This is a genomic window from Vibrio sp. B181a, from assembly GCF_030248375.1.
In the GTDB taxonomy this organism is placed as follows: Bacteria; Pseudomonadota; Gammaproteobacteria; order Enterobacterales; family Vibrionaceae; genus Vibrio; species Vibrio campbellii.
The window spans coordinates 59,721-79,460 of the sequence record NZ_JAHGAD010000019.1; the positions used below are offsets into that span (position 1 = coordinate 59,721).

Consider the following 19,740-nt stretch of genomic DNA (forward strand, 5'->3'; position numbering starts at 1 on the left):
TGTTGCCACAAGCGAATCCACTCACCTGTGGCGTTTATCGTTATGGTTAAACCTTGTCTTTTCCTTTAAGCCCGATAGAGAACTTCTCTAGATATTTATTTGGCTCACGACCGTCATAAACGATGTTGTCGATAAAGTGTGTTTGTGGCGCGCGAAAACCATCTTCAGCGCTGAAATCTGGGAAGTCTTTTTTGTTCAACACACCATCTTCAATTAGCGCTTGAGCTGCTTGTTGGTAGATATCTGGACGGTAAACCTCTTTGGCCACATCCATGTACCAATCATCGGATTTCTCGCTTGAGATCTGTCCCCAGCGACGCATTTGGGTTAGGTACCAAATCGCATCGCTGTAATACGGATACGTGGCGTTATGACGGAAGAACACGTTGAAGTCTGGCACGTCTCGTTTGTCGCCTTTCTCGTATTCAAATGTGCCCGTCATTGAGTTGGCGATAACTTCGGCATCCGCTCCAACGTATTCGCTTTTTGATAGCATCTTCACTGCTTCTTGGCGGTTGGCATTGTCGTTTTCATCCAACCAATGTGCCGCTCGAATCAAGGCCTTCACTACACGAATGTGCGTGTTTGGATATTTCTCAGCCCAAGCTTTAGAAACACCAAACACTTTCTCTGGGTTGTTCTTCCAGATTTCGTAGTCGGTCACGACTGGCGTACCAATGCCTTTGAATACGGCTTGTTGGTTCCATGGTTCGCCGACGCAGTACCCTTTAATCGTGCCCGCTTCCATTGTGGCTGGCATTTGTGGTGGCGGCGTAACACTCAAAAGAACGTCAGCATCCAACTGGCCACTATTGTCACCTGATTCTGGGGCATAAAAGCCTGGATGAATCCCTCCTGCCGCTAACCAGTATCGCAACTCATAGTTGTGCGTCGATACAGGGAACACCATGCCCATGTTGAACGGTTTGCCTTTATCCAGATAGCTGTCGACCACAGGCTTCAGTGCATCCGCTTTGATTGGGTGAACAGGTTTGCCATCTGGTTGTTTTGGAATGTACTGCTTCATCTGTTCCCAAGTATCATTGGAAACCGTAATTGCGTTGCCGTTCAAATCCATACTGAACGCGGTAATCACTTCTGCTTTTGTGCCGACACCAATCGTTGCGCCCAATGGCTGACCAGCAAGCATGTGCGCGCCAGCAAGCTCACCATCGATGACTCGGTCTAAAAGCACCTTCCAGTTTGCTTGCGCTTCTAAAGTGACGTACAAGCCTTCGTCTTCAAAAAAGCCTTTCTCATAAGCAACCGCAAGCGGTGCCATATCGGTTAACTTAATAAAACCAAACTTCAGGTCTTCAATTTCTGGCTCACCCAACTCTGCCTTTACGCTGACCGTGGTGAGTACCGATAACGAAATTGCTGACACTTTCAGCATCGAACTCCATTTCATTGGTTTGCTCCCATAAAAAAAGCGCCACTACTCCGAAGAGCAGTAGCGCCGTTGCTAAGTCTACAATTACCGCCGTTGATAATTGAGATAAGCGATTCAACAATAAACCCAATTCTAACTTTTTCACTATTAAGATAATCAATTACTGTGCCAACTTATTTTTCACAGTAAATACAATAGATTAGTATATCTTGCCGTTTGTTATTCCCTGTTATTGCTTGCTGATAGTGCAACACGCACCACGTTAGAAAATGCACCCTAACCCCAAAGTGGTAGAGCAACTAATCAAGCACCTCCAAAGTAGTTATCAAATTCTTGGCAACTTGTGCGAGCGTTTGGCTCGATTGCATAGCTGAATTTCTGAGCGCTTTATAAGCTTGTTCTTCATCAACGCTGTGCATCTTCATCAGCAGACCTTTGGCTTTTTCCACCAGCTTGCGCTCTTCAATCTTGTGGGTCAGCGATTCAATTTCCGATTGCATACTTTCGAATTTCGCTCTCACTAATGTCGCATGTTCAATCCAAGGTTGAAGTGCAAACTCACTATCATGCGGCATGAGCACATAGTCCATTTTTTCTGATAACCGATTGATATCATTAGATGATAACTGCTTTAAGACGATAAGAAGTGGTGCCGATTTTCTGCGGCAGAAATCGACGATCAAACGCAGTTCCGCGGTTGGCTGCTGCCATCCAACCACAACGCTTGCCGACGGTTCTCGTTGCATTAACGTTTCTAGTTGTGCCAATTGGCAGCCGATGATGTTGTCGTAATCTTTGCTCAATAAGCCGGACAATCGAGCCTGCTCTTCGAGGCTATCACAGCATACTATGATGGGTGTTTTTGACGTTGATTGAGTCATGCACATTCCTTGTTTATATCTCACTCACTAAGAGGACATAACAAGGAATGTGCCAACTAAAGTAGACGCGTTTTAACTAGAGGCGAGATGTTCTTTGAAGAAGCCGAGTGTGCGTTCCCAAGCGAGCGCCGCTTCTTCCGGTGCGTAGCGTGCCGTTGAGTCGTTATGGAAGCCGTGGTTGACGTTCTCATACATTAACGCTTGATACTGTGCGTCGGTTGCAATCAATTGCTGTTCATAAGCAGGCCATGTGTCGTTAACACGCTTATCGAGTCCTGCAAAGTGAATCATCAACGGCCCTTTGACTTGCTTTTGGATCTCTTGCGCCGCAGGTGTTCCATAAAAAGGCACACCTGCATCGAGCTCATCGGGCATCACTGCTGCAAGCATGTTGACGATGTATCCACCGAAGCAGAACCCGACCGCCCCCAACTTACCATTTCCATCCTCATGCTGTTTGATGAAATTAGCCGCCGCAATAAAGTCTTGCTCGATCTTAGCTCTGTCCATCTCTTTCTGCATGGCGCGACCCTCATCATCATTCCCCGGATAGCCGCCGAGTGGATAAAGTGCGTCTGGAGCGAAAGCAATAAAGCCATCTTTTGCAAGTCGTCTTGCGACATCTTTGATATAAGGGTTCAGACCTCGGTTTTCATGGATCACCAACACGGTCGGCGATTTTAAGGTCTTCTTCTGTGGCATCACCAAATAACCACGCCCTTCTCCATGCCCATTTGGAGATGGAAAGGTTTCGTAAGTTGCTTTGATGTCAGGATCGTTAAATGAAACTTGTTCTGCAAGTGCGTAATTCGGGGTTAACGCATCGACCAGTGCTGTCATGCTAAAGCCAAGCACCGCAAGGCCACCCAGCCTGTTAAGAAACTCACGGCGCGAGATTTTTCCGTGGGCGTATTCGTCGTACCAATCGAAGGCTTCTTGCGGGATAGGATGAGAAGCCTTTTGTTTGGTAGTGGTATGCTTTAGAACCATTATCCATGTCCTCTACGTCTTACCATATGTTTATTTCAAACTCTCAGCGGCGAAACGAAGTCGAACGCGACTGATTCTTGAACGGTGGTTTCACCCCTGATACGGAACGCGGCGGTGAAACACATCACTGGTGAGCTAGGATCTTTACCTTCTTCAAACAATAGATAATGGATTCAGATTCAACAACTTTGCGTCGTCGGTTTTACATTCATTGACAATAGTACGTTATTGCTGGCCGCAATAGGCTTGCCAGTAAGAAAAAGCACGTTCAAATGCTTTTTCCCTGTCGTGCATTTGTGCAAACAAGACCACTGTCATCGTAGCGAGAACCGTATTCGCCATTTGGTTCATATCATCTTCTGACGTCCCAAATGGGCAGTTTGCAGGCATTGGCACCTCAGACAGCATTTGCTCCGTCCAGTAGTGCGATGTCACGCCCCTTGTTTGGCTTAGCCATACCGTTTGGCTTACTTTTGGGTTGTACTCTGACTCACCAGATTGCCCTTTGAATGACACAACGGCATGAGCGGTTTGACCAATCTCGTATTCGACTTCAGCATGAAGTTGCTGGAATCCAGGATGGAAACTACCACGAATACCAATCGTTGCTTGCCCCGGGTTCAATGCTCGAACCACGGTATTAATTGGCGTTCTAAGCCCATAACGATTCTTCCAACCGATCATGGTTTCTGCTTGAGGGGCAAACGCACTGAGCGGTAGATACACGATGTTTTGTGTTTCTAACACACGCTTTGCGTCTTCTGCTGATTCCGCTTTCTCGATAGCAAACTTGTCGAGGTAATCTTCTGCGTGTAAACGACCAGATTGACGGTCGTGATAGCCGTGCATCAGCACTTTATGACCATTATCGGCAAGGATCTTCGCTGCCAATAGGTGCCAAGGCTGACCTGCTGCTTCACGTTTGCCTGCATAACATGGCCAATCAATATCTGCACCAATAGCTGGCATGCGGGATTGGAATGCTTTCACAAAGCCAGCGATTTCTTGTTGAGTCTCGTTTTGTACACGGATCAGCATCAATAACATCGCCATCTGATCGTCGTCGCACTCACCGTTTAGGTATTCATCCATAACTCGAAACGCTTGGTCAAAGTTCAGTGGTTTTCTACCACGTTCGCCACGACCGACTGTTCTAATACATTCCAAAATGCTGCTCATATTCCCTCGTATTCCGCCACTGACTGTACGGTTTCTATTAGTTGTTCGCGCAGTTTGACAACTTCTCCCATCACAATCAATGCCGGGCTCACGCCTTTAAGTGTAATCGATAAATCATTGAGCTGATTGAGTTGTGTAACGTGCACTTGCTGTTGAGGACTGCAACCATGAGTGATGATCGCTACTGGGAAATCTGCTCTCAAACCGGAATTGATTAAACCCGTTTGTATTTGCGATGACTTTTCTAAACCCATATAGAAGACTAACGTTTGTCCGCTTTGCATCAATTGGCTCCACGCTTCAAATGCGCCTGTTACCACTTGCCCTGTCACAAAGGTAACGCTGCGAGCAACGCCACGATGAGTCAGCGGAATCAAGCTGTTTGCTGAACACCCAATCGCAGCGGTAATACCCGGTATGACTTCGTACGCGATCGAGTGTTTGACGAGCGCTAACGCCTCTTCGCCTCCACGACCAAATACAAAAGGATCTCCCCCTTTTAAGCGCACAACTCGCTTTCCTTGCTGAGCGAGCGATACCATCAAGTCACAGATTTCTTCCTGACCAATACTAGGTTCTCCGCATCGTTTGCCCACGTAAATCCAATCGGCTTGTGGCGAAGCCAACTCCAACATATCTTTGTTAACCAAACGGTCGTACAGCAGAACCTCTGCCGACATAATCGCTTTCACAGCCTTTACCGTTAACAAGTCAGGATCGTGCGGCCCTGCTCCGACAATCGAGACAAAACCTTTGTGGTTCGCATCTAGATCTACCGAATGGTCTTCTAAAAACTTGTTCAGTTTGCTCGCTTGATCATGCTTAGAAAAGCGAGACGAGCGTTCTTGTTTCTGACTCGCTTGTCCTTTCTTAAACCAAGACTTTTGATAAGGCGCTTCCATGTGCTTATCCTCTTTATGACTTACTTTATTTGAATAGCCAAACTTTGCTGGTTCGCTTGCTGTTTGCCCTTTTGATACTGATGGCTGTCGACCATTTGTTTGATTTGAGAGACGCACGAGCCACAGTTAGTACCGCACTTGAGCTTGTTTTGAAGTTGGGTCACTGACGTGCAGTCTTGTTTCTCCATCGCGTCATTTATTTGTTTATCGGTGACGCGGAAACAACTACAAACCAGTTTGGCGCAGCTTTGCGATTGAGTGATGGTAAGCAGTTGCGATAGCTCCATCGGTTTGCCAATCAAGCCAGTAAAGTTGGTGTAGTCGGTTTGAATCGGTTCACTAGACACCACTAAAACAGAGCGAATGATACGAACGTCTCCAACAAGGTCGTAATCCACCGCTAGCCAACCTTGGGCAATATCTATCGTAATTCTGCGGCTCTTTTCCGTTCGACAAAAACTCTGCTTCTTTGGTCGCTTATCGTGTGCAAAGCGCCAGATGCCCAAATTACTTTCTGCTTGAAATGCGCTGTAGAGAAACTTGCCGGAATCAAACTGTGTACCGATGAACATACCATAGGTTTTTACCGCCGCGTCTTGCACTTCAACATAAGACGACTTAAACGCAGGCTGCCCAGAAATAGGGTCTTTCGCGCTGTTTACTATTGCGTTAACACCGCTTTCACCGCCATATCGACCCGCCCAGTGCATTGACATAAACAGCTCCTGAAAACCTAACCCCTCATCAATGGCAACTTTGGCATAAATACTGGTGTTTGAATTGGGCTGGAACAGCTTGGTGAGTTGTCCTGCTTTTAAGCGATTTTGAGTAGCAGAGAGTGTGTTCATGTACACGGTTGGTTCTAATTCAGAGGCGGCAAGGTGTGCGATATGCCCTGTGCGCGTCATGGTATGCCATTGATCGCGTTGTCTGCCCGTATTTAGCCACCAGCCTTTTGTTCTCTCTAAGCGTTGAGGCAATTCGCTGGTCACGACAAAACGCGCTTTTCCATCTGGGTGTGAATAGACGCCATCAGAAAAAGGGCGTACTCCTCCCCATTGAGTAGGCTTCCAAGCTTCGTATTCTTGCTCGGTTAAGTTCGCGTGTTGAGAAAGATCTAGCTTCAATGGCGAATCTGCATTCATGCCTGTCATCGCCGCATACTCCCTGAATACCGCGTGTTCTGAGGTAAATGCAAAACCACTCTTGGTCTTCTCTAGTTCACACAAAGCTTGCCCAACTTGGTTTATCGCCCACCAATCTGATTTTGCTTCACCCGGAGGCGTTTGAAACTGGCGCTGCCTTGAAAGTCGACGCTCAGAGTTGGTTACCATACCTTGTTTCTCACCCCAACCAGCGGCGGGTAGCAACAGATCCGCAAAATGCGCGACATCCGAATCCGCTGTGATATCGGAAACAATCACAAACGGACAAACCTCTAGTGCACGTTTTACCAATTGGTTGTCTGGCAAAGACACAACGGGATTGGTTGCCATGATCCACAGAACTTTAACCCCACCGCGCTCTACCGCCTCAAACAGCTCGACGGCTTTTAATCCGGGCTTAGTGGCAATTTCTGGTGAATCCCAAAACGCTTGTACCTGCTTGATAGACTCTGCGTCAAAAGCGCGATGAACCGCTAACTGGTTTGCCAATCCACCGACTTCTCGCCCACCCATCGCATTTGGCTGACCAGTTATAGAAAAAGGACCGCAACCAGCTTTCCCAATCTTACCTGTCGCCAAATGTGCATTAATAATGGCATTGCCTTTATCGACACCATTTTCAGCTTGGTTAACCCCTTGGCAAAACAGCGTGATTGCGTTTGGACTTTGTGCGAACCATTGGAAGAATGTCGTGAGTTTTTCTTCTGAAATCCCAATGGAAGACGTTAGATTAGTGACATCGTAACGCAAGTCAGAAACTTCTTCTGCAAGCGCATCAAACCCGTCGGTACAAGAATTTATGTACTCAGAATCAACGCATTGCTGCTCAACAAGAAACTTAAGCAGCCCATTAAAAAGTGATACATCCCCATCATTTTTAATCGGTAGATGCAAATCGGCTTGCTGTGCTGTGACCGTTTCACGCGGGTCAATGACCACCAGCTTGAGATTAGGATTGTTCTCTCTCGCTTGTTGAATGCGTCGAAATAAAACAGGGTGCGTCCAAGCGGTATTCGAACCGCAGATGATCAACAGCTCGGTATTATCAATGTCATCGTAGTTGACGGGAACGACATCTTCACCAAATGCTCGTACATGAGCCGCAACCGCCGAAGACATACACAAACGGGAGTTCGTATCGATGTTTGCGCTGCCAACATAGCCTTTCATGAGTTTGTTGGCGACGTAATAGTCTTCCGTTAGCAACTGACCTGACACGTACATCGCGACGGAATCCGGTCCAAACTCCGCTTTCGCTTGATGAATCTTTTCTGCAATCAGATCTGTGGCTTGTTGCCATTGTACTTCTTGCCCTTGAGGTCGCTGCTTGGTGACAAGCTTTGGATACAGCAAGCGAGAAGGCATATTCAAGCTCTCTGCCAGCGCGACGCCCTTTACGCACAGTGATCCCGCATTTGCAGGATGACACGCATCCCCAACGATTCCTTTCGCATTGACCTCGACACCACATCCAACACCACAATAGGGACAAGTGGTTTTTTTGCATCCTTGCGACATTCCGCCCCCTGATTCTTTCCTTAGAATGACGAGCTACAAGCGAAAAAAACCTCTCCCGAAACGAGAGAGGCTGCATTGCCTATAAAAGCTCAAAAAAGTAATACCCTATCCGCTTAACCGCCTGCTAAGGGAAAGCGGCGCATCGAGTTAACGATGAACACAATCTAAATTGCAAACCCGATGCCAATTTTATATTGCACTATATTTCAATAACTTAGCAAAACCAGCTTACACTTTATCATTGGCAATGCACTGATTAGGTGCGAGTTTGAATCACAGAAGTGCAAGATTAACGGGCTAGTTCCATGACCAATCTTGCCTCTCCATCACCAAAGTAATCTTCTTCTCTTTCCAGAACCTTAAAGCCTAGCGAAGTGTACAACTTGCACGCAGGCACATTGTTCGGGTCGACAGTCAGTTTGACAACAGAACCCGCGCTGGCTTTAGTTAGAACCGCTTGTACAAGTAAACGCGCAATCCCTTTGCCTCTATGTTGGCTATCAACCGCAAGTGACAAGATCCATTGTGTGTTTCGCTCATCACTTGTCGCCATCAGTACATAACCCGTAATTTGGTCTTCTTCTTTGGCAATCAACAAACCTTGCGGCCAGCAATCAAATACTTGTCGAAAGAAAAACTGAGGGTAAGCGTGATGACCAAACAATACGTGTTCAAGTGCGTGTACTAACGCCAAATCCTGTTTTCCTGCTGGGGTAATCTTCATTAAAACGGTTCCTTTTGAACTTAAGAAGCGGAATATAGTAGCGAAAAGCGATAAAACCTAATGATTTCATACCTTTCCTAGCAATCTGTTAGAATAATCACACTCAGTAGATTGGTAAGACCACTTCTCATTGATGAGAGGTAGTTTTGATTAATGGAACGTCGTACCAGTTTTTATTTGATTGTTGCTTGTTTTTTGTAGAATAATCGCCGCTCTCATAAGCAGAAACAATAACAACAATAAGGGCGAACTCGCCCACCATGAGCCATTGCGCTCCTTTAGCTAGGCGAATCATTATAAAAATGAGGCTCTCGCATTATTAGTGCAGAGACTTCAATTACGCTGTCATAATTAGAGTTGAATAATGTCGATGTCTGGACTCGAGCAAATCAGCCCTTTGCTCGATTATAAAAATAAAAAGTGGTGGCAGTTTTTAGGGACTCAGATCCTAATCTTTTGCGCAATACAAGTTAGCTATAGCCTCTCCAATTTCTATGTGATTGCGCAAGATCGCGTTCACGTGCTCTCTTTTACGGCCGCTTTCGTTGTTGCAGTTACGCTCAGATACAATTTTAGGGTACTGCCCACGATCATCGTGAGCTTGCTGTTTTACTACACCATTTGCTCTGAACGTCCATTTGATATGGCGCTGATGTTCGCTCTGTTCCTTCCTGCGCTTCCATTATTGTTTTGCCAGCTCTATCGCTCGGCTTTGAAACATGTTGCTGCCTACAACTTTACTGTAAAGCTAAGCTATTTCGCTCTGTTTATCGGTATTCTTTACCCAATCGCCAATACGGCTTTATTGTTGTTAATCAGTGTGCTACTCGGCGGTAACCCCAGCTTTTCATTTGAATTTATCGCCTATTCGGTTTTAAGTGCGGTTCTGACACAGATGGTACTAACTCCCTTATTGAGTCTAGGGTTGAGTTACGTTCTCGATGGAGAAAATGCCCCATACCTAAAGCTCGACCGTGCAATGATGAGCGCACACTCTAGTCCATTTCACTTTCGTATATGGGTGATGATTTGTGCATTATTCCTAGTCGGGGGCATATCAACAAACAACCCACTCACACTGAACACGCTCAGTTTGATTCTGCTCTGCTTGGTTGGTATGGGATTGGGTAAGTTTGGACTGATTCGCCCTATGTTAGTTGGTGCTGCAACATTGCTGATTTGTGTTTTTAGCATCATTAATCGTTTTAATGCCGAACTGCTTTCACGTGAACAAGTTTATGCGATGCTTCTGGTGTTGTTCGTTCTCACCATGCTCACGTTTATGTTGGGCGCGCACACCATTAAAAACTATGTCACAACACGCAATGCCATTCGCAAAGAACGTATCGACAGCTTTACGGGTTTATATAATCTCGCCCAGCTAAAAGAGGATGTTGCCAAGCAAGCCAATGCAACCGTGATATATATCGACCTAGAACCAACGCTATCCAAACTCAATGGTTTAGGCCACCAAGGTAGGGCTCAGCTAATGAAACAGCTCAGCCAATATCTTGCCTCCAACACTGAGCATTTAAAACGCGCCTATTTACCCCCGTTTGCCAGCGGCTTGCTGTGTATCGCTCCGCGCCTACCTGATATGGACGCTGAGTTAGAAACCCTTATCGCTCTGTTAGATCGTTTTTACTTTTACTTTGATGATAAAGCGATAAGCTTGGTAAAGCGTACCATACAGTGTGCTTCGGTTTACGGAGACAAAAGCCTCGATCCATTAATTTCTAAACTGTGCGAACAGCAAGGTCACGAACATCGCTGTGTGAACTGGATTACTCAGGATCAAGAGCAAAAGAATACACTTGATCAATTAAGTTTTATTCAGCAGTGTTTTCGTAAAAACGAGTTCGAGCTCTACTGCCAACCTTACCGCGCACTTAGTGAGGCACACCAAGCAGCGAACTTTGAGATACTTTTACGTCTTAGACCCAGCGAAGATACGTTGATGTCACCGGGGGAGTTCTTTCCGCTGATTAACGAATTTGGTTTAGAACTTGAACTGGATAACTGGGTAATTGAGCACACCTTTCTCTCACTAAAAGCACAAATTCACGATTGGCGTTCAGTCGGTCGTTGCTCTATTAATCTAACGGCAAAAGCGCTCAACTCAGAAGGTTTGGCAGAGCAGATACAAACAAAAGCCGCACTGCACGAAATTCCGATGAATAAGCTCTGCTTTGAGATCACAGAATCTGATGCCCTTTGTAATGAGCCGATCGCCATCCTGAACCTGAACTTACTACGCAAAGCGGGCTCAACTATCGCACTTGACGACTTCGGTACAGGGTACGCGAGCTTTGACTATTTGCGTCGCCTTCCACTGGATGTACTAAAAGTGGATGGTTCTTTTGTCAAAGATATCGTTGCTAGTGAAAACGACAGAATTATCGTCCAAGCCATTAGCCAAGTAGCAAGGAGCATGAACCTCGTGACTGTTGCTGAATTTGTAGAGTCAGAAGCTCATATAGAGACATTAAGAGCATTAAATATCCAGTTTGCTCAAGGGTTTGGCGTTTCTAAACCGATTCCGCTCTCTGAACACCTTACAATGTTATCGAACAAAGCTTAACCACAACATCTAAAACCATAAAATCATAAAATTTCGCGATATTATTTCAATTAATACACACCAAACTGAAACTATATATCGCTTTTTTCAAATTTTCATGGTTCGATAGTTTACACCACCACCTTTTCACTAGCACGATTCACCACAAACTCGATGTGATAACAATCACTAAAACATATACCATCCGCGCGATTATTATTTTTATAAAAGCGAGTTTTAAGTGAAAGAATCTCGAGATACGTTAAACTTTAGTGAATTAAACACCACAAATACTTGGACAAAGCACGATACACACTGGCTATTAAGCTTGTTTGGTACTGCTGTTGGTGCAGGTATTCTATTTTTGCCGATTAACCTTGGTATTGGCGGCTTTTGGCCTCTCGTTGTCATGGCGGTTCTTGCATACCCAATGACTTACTTAGCTCACCGTGGTCTTGCCCGATTTGTCCTGTCCTCAAAGATCAAGAACGCTGATTTTACCGATGTGGTAGAAGAACACTTTGGCGCGAAAGCGGGTCGTTCAATTTCGCTGCTGTACTTCCTCTCTATCTTCCCAATCCTACTAATCTATGGCGTTGGCATTACCAATACTGTCGACAGCTTTATGGTCAATCAAGCGGGTATGGAGCCATTACCGCGTGCCCTACTGTCTGGCGTATTAGTGTTTAGCTTAATTGCTATCATGATGGCGGGTGAAAAAGTAATGCTGCGTGCCTTTGCCATCATGGTTTATCCGTTGGTGGCGATTCTGGCGTTTCTATCATTCTACTTAATGCCAAACTGGAGCATGCCAGTAATGGACGCGCCAGAAATGTCGTCTTTTGCAAGCACCATGTGGCTGGCGATTCCTGTCGTCATTTTTTCTTTCAGCCACGCGGCAGCAATCTCAAGCTTTGCCAATGTTCAACGTCGTCACTATGGTGAGGCAGCGGATGCGAAGTCTGAGCTTATTTTACGTCGCACTAGCATCATGCTGATCGCTTTTGTGCTGTTGTTTGTCTTCTCTTGCGTGCTTGCGCTATCTCCGGAACAGCTGGCAGAAGCAAAAGAGCAAAACGTATCTGTGTTGTCTTACTTAGCAAACGCTACGGACAATCCTTTTATTGCAACGTTAGGTCCACTTGTCGCATTTGTCGCGATCACCTCTTCTTTCCTTGGTCACTTCCTTGGTGCACGTGAAAGCTTGAATGGTTTGATCACTAAGCATTCTGATATGCCAAAGCAACGCGTAGATCGCATCAGTGTTGTTGTACTGTTTGTGTCTATTTGGATTGCTGCGATCATGAACCCTAGCATCTTGGGGATGATGGAAGCCCTGTCGGGACCTGTCATCGCAATGATCTTGTTCATTATGCCAATGCTAGCGGTATACAAAGTAAAAGGACTGCAGAAGTATCGTGGAAAAGCATCGACCTACTTTGTACTTATGACGGGAGTTATCGCAGTAAGTGCGTTGGTTTTTAGCTTGTTGAGTTAAGAATAGAGACTTAGATAGGATTTTCAGGGGAATACCTTATTTTTTGTTAAGGTAATTCCCTGAATTTTGCCATATTTTCTTAGCAGTACTGATGAACTACCGTCTTATTACATAAGAGTGAAAACACCTGCGATCATAAGTACTGAAGCGATACAAGTACGACCGATAATACCAAAGCGAGAAGGTTGAATCATTTCGTTGTGCATAGGCAATCTCCTTTTTAGTTGGAACAACCAGTTTTTCATGGCTTAATAACACTATGTCTAAAAAGATGTTTTTTCACAAGACATACCAATATTAAATATTTATGACAGCTAAATGAAATTTTAGAGATCGGAGGATTTTTTACGAGCTGTTACCCCATCGTTTATCCTCTTTATGAACAGAGTTACCTACTCATCTTTCCCCTACTCTATTGTTAAGATTCTTATGGCAACAGCCTTTAACGAGAAAAGCAGAAAGACATCCGTTCAACCGGGTACTTTTGAGCATTTTGTGTTAAAAACGCCGGTATTTCAGTGGCCTATTTTCACTCATTGAACAGTTACTTTTAATGTACAGATAAAACAACTAAATCTGTGGTTATTCATAGATGAGAAATGATAGACTTCTTGCGTGTTTCACTTTGAAGAGTTCGCTTTTATCAACCGTCTAAAGCTTATACCGTTTAAAACGTTATGGTATCTATTTCCGATTGTGTTTGGCGCGATGTGTTCAACCAGCAGTTTCTCTGCAGACCACGCGAACAAAGAAAGTTACCTCAGACACCATATCTCGATAAAAGACGACCCGATGTTGGAATTTTATTTCAACTCTATCGGTAAGCCTCGCTCAATCAAATCAAGCGACTTCACATTACCCGCGGACGCGTCTCCGGATTCACAAGCACTTTATTACTTCGCACATATTTATCTTGAGCGTTACGAAGGCGTTCCAATTCCAGAGCTCCCTGACCTCGTTGAATTCGGCAAACAACATGATTTGCCTTGGGTGATTGCAGAAGCAAAGTTAAACCAAGCCGTCGAACTGATAGAAGCAGACGAAGTTTGGCAAGGCGAGCTTCTTCTGCACGATGTCATCAATATCTCTCGCCAGATTGGCTATAACTCTCTTCAAGGTCGAGCTTACCGCTGGCTTGGAAATGCAGAGGTTCAGCGCGCTCAAGTACAAACCGGTTTAAAACATTATCGAACCGCTTATGATTTGCTTGAAGGATCTGAGTTTGAAATCCAGATTGCGATGACACTCAACAACATCGCTTCACTTTATATGGAACTGTCGGACTGGGATCGGGCAAAAACCTATATCGATCAAGCGATAAACGGATACTTAAACAGCGATGATAAGTATGACAACAGCTTGTTCCTTGCCATCATGTATGCGAACTTAAGTGTCATTAACTATGGCATGGAAAAGTACGAAGAATCAGAACGTTACTTTGAGCAAGCAGCCCAACTTTCCATGGCAACGGGCTCAGTCAGAATTAAGCATAACTCCGTTTCTAACTTATCCCAACTTCTTAGCACACTAGGTAAGATGGAAGAATCTTATCAACTTGCACAGACATGTTTAGAACTTCCGAACCCGCAAAACTTAAAAGGCCTAAAAGCCGCCTGCCACGAAGCTTTTGCCGAAGCCTACCTTAAGGATGGGAAGTATGAGCAAGCGATTGAGAGTGCAAAAACTGCATTAGAAGGCCTAAGTGAAACGGCAAGTGCAGAGACTAAGCAGCAAATGGACCTGTATTTAGTGCTCGTGCGCGCCAACCAAGAATTAAAACATTTTGAAAAAGCATTCGATAATTTGGGTCGTTTACGTAACTTAGAAAAAAGCTTTGATAGCCATGTTCATGGCGATGAGATGATCAATATCAAACTCGACTTAGAGGCGAAGCTGGCTCAGAAAGAATTGACCCTTCTCGAAGCGAAGAATGCGCTCCAAGCTTCTGAGCTTGAATCCCAACGCTATCGCGAAATCTTCTACTTCCTTATTGTGGCCGCTATCGGTTTTTGGCTTTTCCGTTACATTCGCCAAATGAACAAGATCAACGAAGAATTGGCGCAGCAAAATACCACTGACCCGCTAACGAAGGTACATAATCGTCGCTATCTGCCTAGTTGGCTGGATCAAATGGCGCGTCGAAGCCCTGATCGTAAGTTCGCCCTTGCCGTTATTGACATTGACCATTTCAAAGCCTTCAATGACCAATATGGCCATGACCTAGGCGATAAAATGCTGTTGCACGTTGCACGCGTTCTCGACGAGGCGACGCGCGCCGGAGACTTACTCGTCCGTTGGGGTGGCGAAGAGTTTGTGCTGCTGTTCGAAATTAGACACGCTGATGACTGTGCAAAAACGTTAGATCGTTTGAGACTTGCAGTTGAAAACAACAACCTTGAGGTTGACTCTGAATCGCTAGGCGCGACAATCTCACTCGGCGCAGTTAACGAGCTAAGTGCGCAAAGCATCAAACAGGAGTGGGATCAATGGTTCTTTGCCGCTGACCAAGCTCTGTACGATGCCAAACAATCTGGTCGAAACCAGTACCAAATTCACTCGACGTCATAGAAAAACACAATGAAAAAAACATGGATTCTCGCTGCACTGTCGCCCTTAGTATTGGCCGCGTGCAGCAATCAGCAAGCCGCGCAATTAGGAATGAGAAGCAGCAGTGTTAATGTGTACGCTCAGCAGATGAGCAACATGCAGTTATGTGAAACCCTGTATTACAACCGCGCATCAAATCAAACCCGCGTGGCAATTGGTGCCGAATTCAACCGTCGCGGTTTGAACAAGCGTTGGTGTGATAAGGAGTATAAGAAGTTTTATGTAGAAAAAGTGGTTGACGGTCTGCTGTCTCGTAAAGAACAAGCCCCTACAGAACCTGCGGCAACCATACAACCTGCCATATAAATCATCCCATTCCATAAAAAGCAGAAAAATTCTCTAGTTTTTCTGCTTTTTAAACATGCAATCTTTCCTGCAAATATCTAGATTCCAATGTGACTTCAAGCACTTATCGTCAAGAAAATGTCGTGCGTCGAAAAACAAAAGTAAATAAGATGTAAACAGTTTTCGTTTCCATTCTAAGCCGCTAGCTTTGTTTAGACCTGTTTAAAGGAGTATCGAACAGGGACAAAAATTCCAAACAAAGACATGAGGTCACAAATGGAAACACGCATTAATCGCCTATTCGCTGCAATGTTAGCAGTAGGCCTTTCACCTGCCGTCTCGGCTTATGATCCGCTCTACTCTGAGCAATGGCACCTAGACAACACAGGCCAAACTGCATTTGCAGCAAACCCTGCCGTTGCGGGTAATGACTTGAACACCAAACTGACACAAGCGATGGGCATTGCTGGTGTTGGTGTAAAAGTTGCCGTTATTGACTCTGGCGTACAGATCGATCACCCAGACCTTGCAGGTAACGTAGTCGCAGGCAGTAGAAACTTCGTTGAAGACTCTTCATTCCCAGCCGATTACCCAGTTGATACAAATGGCCACGGTACCGCTGTTGCTGGCCTAATCAGTGCAGTTGGTAACAACGGTGAAGGCGTTCGCGGCGTAGCTTCTCGCTCTTCTCTAATGGGCTTTAACTGGCTCGCGAACCAAACACTGGAAGGTTGGTTGATTTCTCACGGCGTGGACGCTGCAACCAGCGATGTTCGCGTTTTCAACCAAAGTTATGGTTTTAGTCCAATCTACCCTATTCCATTCGATGAGAACGATCCGCAGTTCAAGCTTGAAATGGATGTAATGAAAGACGTCAGCGAAGGCAATGCTTGGGGTCGTGGTGCTGTCTTCGTAAAATCTGCTGGTAATGGTTACCGCTACTTCAACACTGGCCGTTTCTTCGTGCTTCCTAGCGACTTCTTCGCAGGCGGTGGCAATAAAGGCCTACCAATGCATAACGCAGCACAGTCTTACGACAATGCGAGTTACTACAACCTTGTAACCAGCGCACTTCGTGCTGACGGAACTCGCGCAAGCTACTCATCTGTAGGTTCAAACGTGTGGGTCGCGGCACCAGCGGGTGAATACGGTCAAGACTTTCCAGCAATGGTAACGACAGACCTAGTAGGCTGTGAAGAAGGTCAAAACACCAGTGCAGATTTAGGTATTAACGGCCTTCACGGCGGTACTGAGCAAGATCCGAACTGTAACTACACCAGCACAATGAATGGTACGTCTTCAGCGGCGCCAAACACTTCTGGTGCAATTGCGGCGATTATGTCAACCAACCATGCGCTGACCGCTCGTGATGTCCGTGCGTTACTAGCAGAAACAGCAAGCGTAACCGACAAAGACCACCCAGGTGTTCAACTTGAGTTCGTTAATAGCCAAGGAGACTTGGTCAGCTACGAAGCGATTTCACCATGGCAGACAAACGCAGCTGGCGTTGACTTCCATACCTTCTATGGTTTTGGCGCAGTTAACCTAGATGAAGCAATGAAACGTGCTCGTATGACAAACAATGTTCTACCAGCACAAGTTATTACACCTTGGGCAAGCAATGCGACGGAAGTGAGTGTTCCAGACGCAAGCTTGGCGGGTGGTTCTTCAACGATTGCTGTTACCGATGACATTACTGTTGAGTCAGTACAAGTGAAACTGACACTTGAACACTCGCGTCTACCAGATTTGGCAATTGAGCTCATTTCTCCATCAGGTACACGTTCAGTTCTGCAAACACCGCGTAATGGTCTCGTTGGTCAATCTCTTGATCCAACAGTAGCGGGTTATGAAAACCAGTTGATGCTTTCTAACCAATTCTACGGTGAAAACGCGAAAGGCGAATGGACACTACGAGCGATCGATACCAACGGCGATGAAGTGTTCTCATTCATTGCATATTTCAATTCTTCAGCTATCTATGATGTACCGATGGCTAACAACGCAAAACCAGGTGTTATCAAAAACTGGTCTATGCGTATCTTCGGTCACTAAGGAGTCATTCACATGAAATTTATGACATTTTCTATTCTGGCTCTATCGACAATGGCAGCGGCTGTACAAGCAGAGCAACAATTGGCTCAGCAACCGACACCTGAACTGTTTGTTGCATCTGATGCCGTACAAATTAACGGCCAAGATTACCGTAAGCTTTCTGTTGATAGCCTTGCCGAAGCGGCAGAGCTACACGCTGGTGACGAGGTGTTTAAGAATGCGTTTAGTAACGTATCTAAAGCAACTGGCCTTATCTTTGTTACGGTGAAAAGCCCAGCCGATGCTAAGGCAGTAGCTAAAGAGCTCAAACTTGACGTCGTCTTTGCACAAGGTGAATCAGCCGTGTTCAAAGCTGCGGAAGGTCAAGATCTACTGGGTATCAGCGATTACCTAAATGCTGACAGTCGCGTAAAAGCGTCTAAAATTGAACTAAACAGCGGTAAATACCGTGCACAATAATTCTCTAACAAGAGAAGTTGGCCTATAAAAAATGCCTCAGCACATGCTGAGGCATTTTCTTTTCGCTTATGAGAAACGGACAGTTTAAATCTATAGAGTTGAGAGCCTACTGAATAAAGCTGATTAACTTCTTCGCGATGTCAGTGTTATTTTGCGAACCAACAAACTTATCCGCACCTTGCCCATAAGCAAACACTTGGACGTCAATAGCAGTATGGCCTTTTGTCGTCCAACCAGTGTAGCTCTTCTCATTAATGATCGCTTTCACTTCCTTGTAGAGGGCTTTAGCTGGCTCTTCACTCAATTTAGCGTATGCCAGCTTTCGACCTTGATCTTTAGATAATGACCAATCGACCGACTCATCCCATGTCGCGATCATGTCATGGGATTGCGCAAGAGACATCGCTAAAGGCCATGCTGTTTTGTGAACACCCTTAATCACCTCGGTGTCCCACTGATACTGACCATTCGAGCCAATTGTTAAGCCACCAGTTGAGTGGTCCGCGGTAATCACCAATAAAGTATCAGGGTGAGCATCGACATACGCTTTAGCCAACTCAATGGATTTAGCAAAATCATTCATTTCTGCCATTGCACACGCAATATCATTCGCATGCCCACACCAGTCGATCTGGCTACCTTCAATCATCACGAAGAAGCCATTGTCTTGACGTTGTAATAAAGAAAGCGCTTTGTTGGTCATCTCTTCTAGGCGAGTGGGATTTTCATCTAGTGCGAACGGAAATGCCTTATCCGCGAACAAGCCTAAGGCGGGTAAGGTTTGCAGTGCAGGAAGCTGACCAAAGTCGGCAACGTATTGGTAGCCTTGCTGCTTAAACTCCTCAACTAAGTTACGATCTTCACGCTCGAAATAACGAACACCACCGCCCAAGAGTAGATCGACTGGTAATTTCTCACCCACTTTATTGTCGATGTAATCATTGGCTATATCGTCATAGTTTCTGCGAGATTCATTATGAGCGGCAAAACTTGCAGGTGTTGCGTGGTTAATTTGCGATGTAGCCACCAAGCCAGTGGTCATGCCCTTCTCTTTCGCCATCTCTAACATCGTTTTGATCGGCTTCTTATCCGTATCCACTGCGATAGCACCGTTGTAGCTTTTGACACCAGTACTCAGAGCGGTGGCACTTGCAGCGCTATCAGTAACGTAAGTCACATCATCAGGATACGTCTTCGCCATGCCAACCAAAATAGAATCAAAAACCGTCGGCTCTATATCATCTGTATTTGGATCATCATGATAATAGCGATAAGCGGTCGTAAAGGCTGGCCCCATGCCATCACCGATCATATAGATAATGTTCTTCGGCGCGTCACCTGCGTAAGAATGGGTAGCCAAGAGGCTCGCGGTAATTAGGGAGTATTTAAGTCTCATATCTCATCCATGACATAGTGCGATGGCACCATAAAGGCACACATCAACTTGAGTATCGTTCTAATTTGTATACCAATACTATCATGCACTTAGGATGAAACATGGCGTTGCTTCATAGTTTTACAAC

General features: G+C 45.5%; 14 protein-coding genes. 6 read left to right on the plus strand and 8 right to left on the minus strand.

The window, feature by feature from the left end; genetic code table 11:
- Positions 1–46: 46 nt before the first annotated feature.
- From KIO97_RS08660 to KIO97_RS08690, 7 genes are all read right to left on the minus strand, one after another.
- Positions 47–1,411 (minus strand): CmpA/NrtA family ABC transporter substrate-binding protein, encoded by a 1,365-nt coding sequence (locus tag KIO97_RS08660; protein WP_285381969.1) that lies wholly within the window; start codon positions 1,409–1,411, stop codon positions 47–49.
- Between the two features lie 281 nt (positions 1,412–1,692).
- Positions 1,693–2,274: an ANTAR domain-containing response regulator gene (locus KIO97_RS08665; protein ID WP_206971197.1), complete on the minus strand. Its 582-nt coding sequence runs from the start codon at positions 2,272–2,274 to the stop codon at positions 1,693–1,695.
- Between the two features lie 72 nt (positions 2,275–2,346).
- Entirely contained in the window at positions 2,347–3,264 is a 918-nt protein-coding gene (locus KIO97_RS08670; protein WP_285381973.1) for a dienelactone hydrolase family protein, read from the minus strand.
- 225 nt (positions 3,265–3,489) lie between these two features.
- A complete protein-coding gene (locus KIO97_RS08675) occupies positions 3,490–4,443 on the minus strand; it encodes a glycosyl transferase family protein (RefSeq protein ID WP_285381975.1) in 954 nt (317 codons plus the stop codon).
- Positions 4,440–5,345, minus strand: a complete 906-nt coding sequence (cobA, locus tag KIO97_RS08680; RefSeq protein WP_285381978.1) for a uroporphyrinogen-III C-methyltransferase — start codon at positions 5,343–5,345, stop codon at positions 4,440–4,442. Before cobA ends, KIO97_RS08675 begins: the two co-directional genes overlap by 4 nt.
- A gap of 20 nt (positions 5,346–5,365) precedes the next feature.
- Complete coding sequence (locus KIO97_RS08685; protein ID WP_285381980.1) at positions 5,366–8,029, minus strand: nitrate reductase; 2,664 nt, start codon at positions 8,027–8,029, stop codon at positions 5,366–5,368.
- 289 nt (positions 8,030–8,318) lie between these two features.
- Positions 8,319–8,753, minus strand: coding sequence for an N-acetyltransferase (locus KIO97_RS08690; RefSeq protein ID WP_285381982.1), 435 nt, complete (start codon positions 8,751–8,753; stop codon positions 8,319–8,321).
- Positions 8,754–9,348: 595 nt separating this feature from the next.
- On the opposite strand from KIO97_RS08690, the gene KIO97_RS08695 reads away from it, so the two are divergent.
- The 6 genes from KIO97_RS08695 to KIO97_RS08720 all read left to right on the plus strand — a co-directional run bounded on the left by KIO97_RS08695 (position 9,349) and on the right by KIO97_RS08720 (position 18,217).
- Complete coding sequence (locus tag KIO97_RS08695; protein ID WP_285381984.1) at positions 9,349–11,334, plus strand: EAL domain-containing protein; 1,986 nt, start codon at positions 9,349–9,351, stop codon at positions 11,332–11,334.
- A 220-nt stretch (positions 11,335–11,554) separates the two neighbouring features.
- Positions 11,555–12,811, plus strand: a complete 1,257-nt coding sequence (locus tag KIO97_RS08700; protein WP_045382424.1) for an aromatic amino acid transport family protein — start codon at positions 11,555–11,557, stop codon at positions 12,809–12,811.
- Positions 12,812–13,426: 615 nt separating this feature from the next.
- Positions 13,427–15,379 carry a tetratricopeptide repeat-containing diguanylate cyclase gene (locus KIO97_RS08705; RefSeq protein WP_285381988.1) on the plus strand — a complete coding sequence of 651 codons (1,953 nt, stop codon included), beginning with the start codon at positions 13,427–13,429 and terminating at the stop codon, positions 15,377–15,379.
- Positions 15,380–15,388: 9 nt separating this feature from the next.
- Complete coding sequence (locus tag KIO97_RS08710) at positions 15,389–15,724, plus strand: hypothetical protein (protein ID WP_012129209.1); 336 nt, start codon at positions 15,389–15,391, stop codon at positions 15,722–15,724.
- Positions 15,725–15,979: 255 nt separating this feature from the next.
- Entirely contained in the window at positions 15,980–17,758 is a 1,779-nt protein-coding gene (locus tag KIO97_RS08715; protein WP_285381990.1) for a S8 family peptidase, read from the plus strand.
- Positions 17,759–17,770: 12 nt separating this feature from the next.
- Positions 17,771–18,217, plus strand: a complete 447-nt coding sequence (locus KIO97_RS08720) for a hypothetical protein (RefSeq protein ID WP_045420611.1) — start codon at positions 17,771–17,773, stop codon at positions 18,215–18,217.
- A gap of 106 nt (positions 18,218–18,323) precedes the next feature.
- Here KIO97_RS08720 and KIO97_RS08725 read toward each other — a convergent pair whose 3' ends face one another.
- Entirely contained in the window at positions 18,324–19,613 is a 1,290-nt protein-coding gene (locus KIO97_RS08725) for an alkaline phosphatase (RefSeq protein WP_285381994.1), read from the minus strand.
- Positions 19,614–19,740 lie beyond the last annotated feature (127 nt).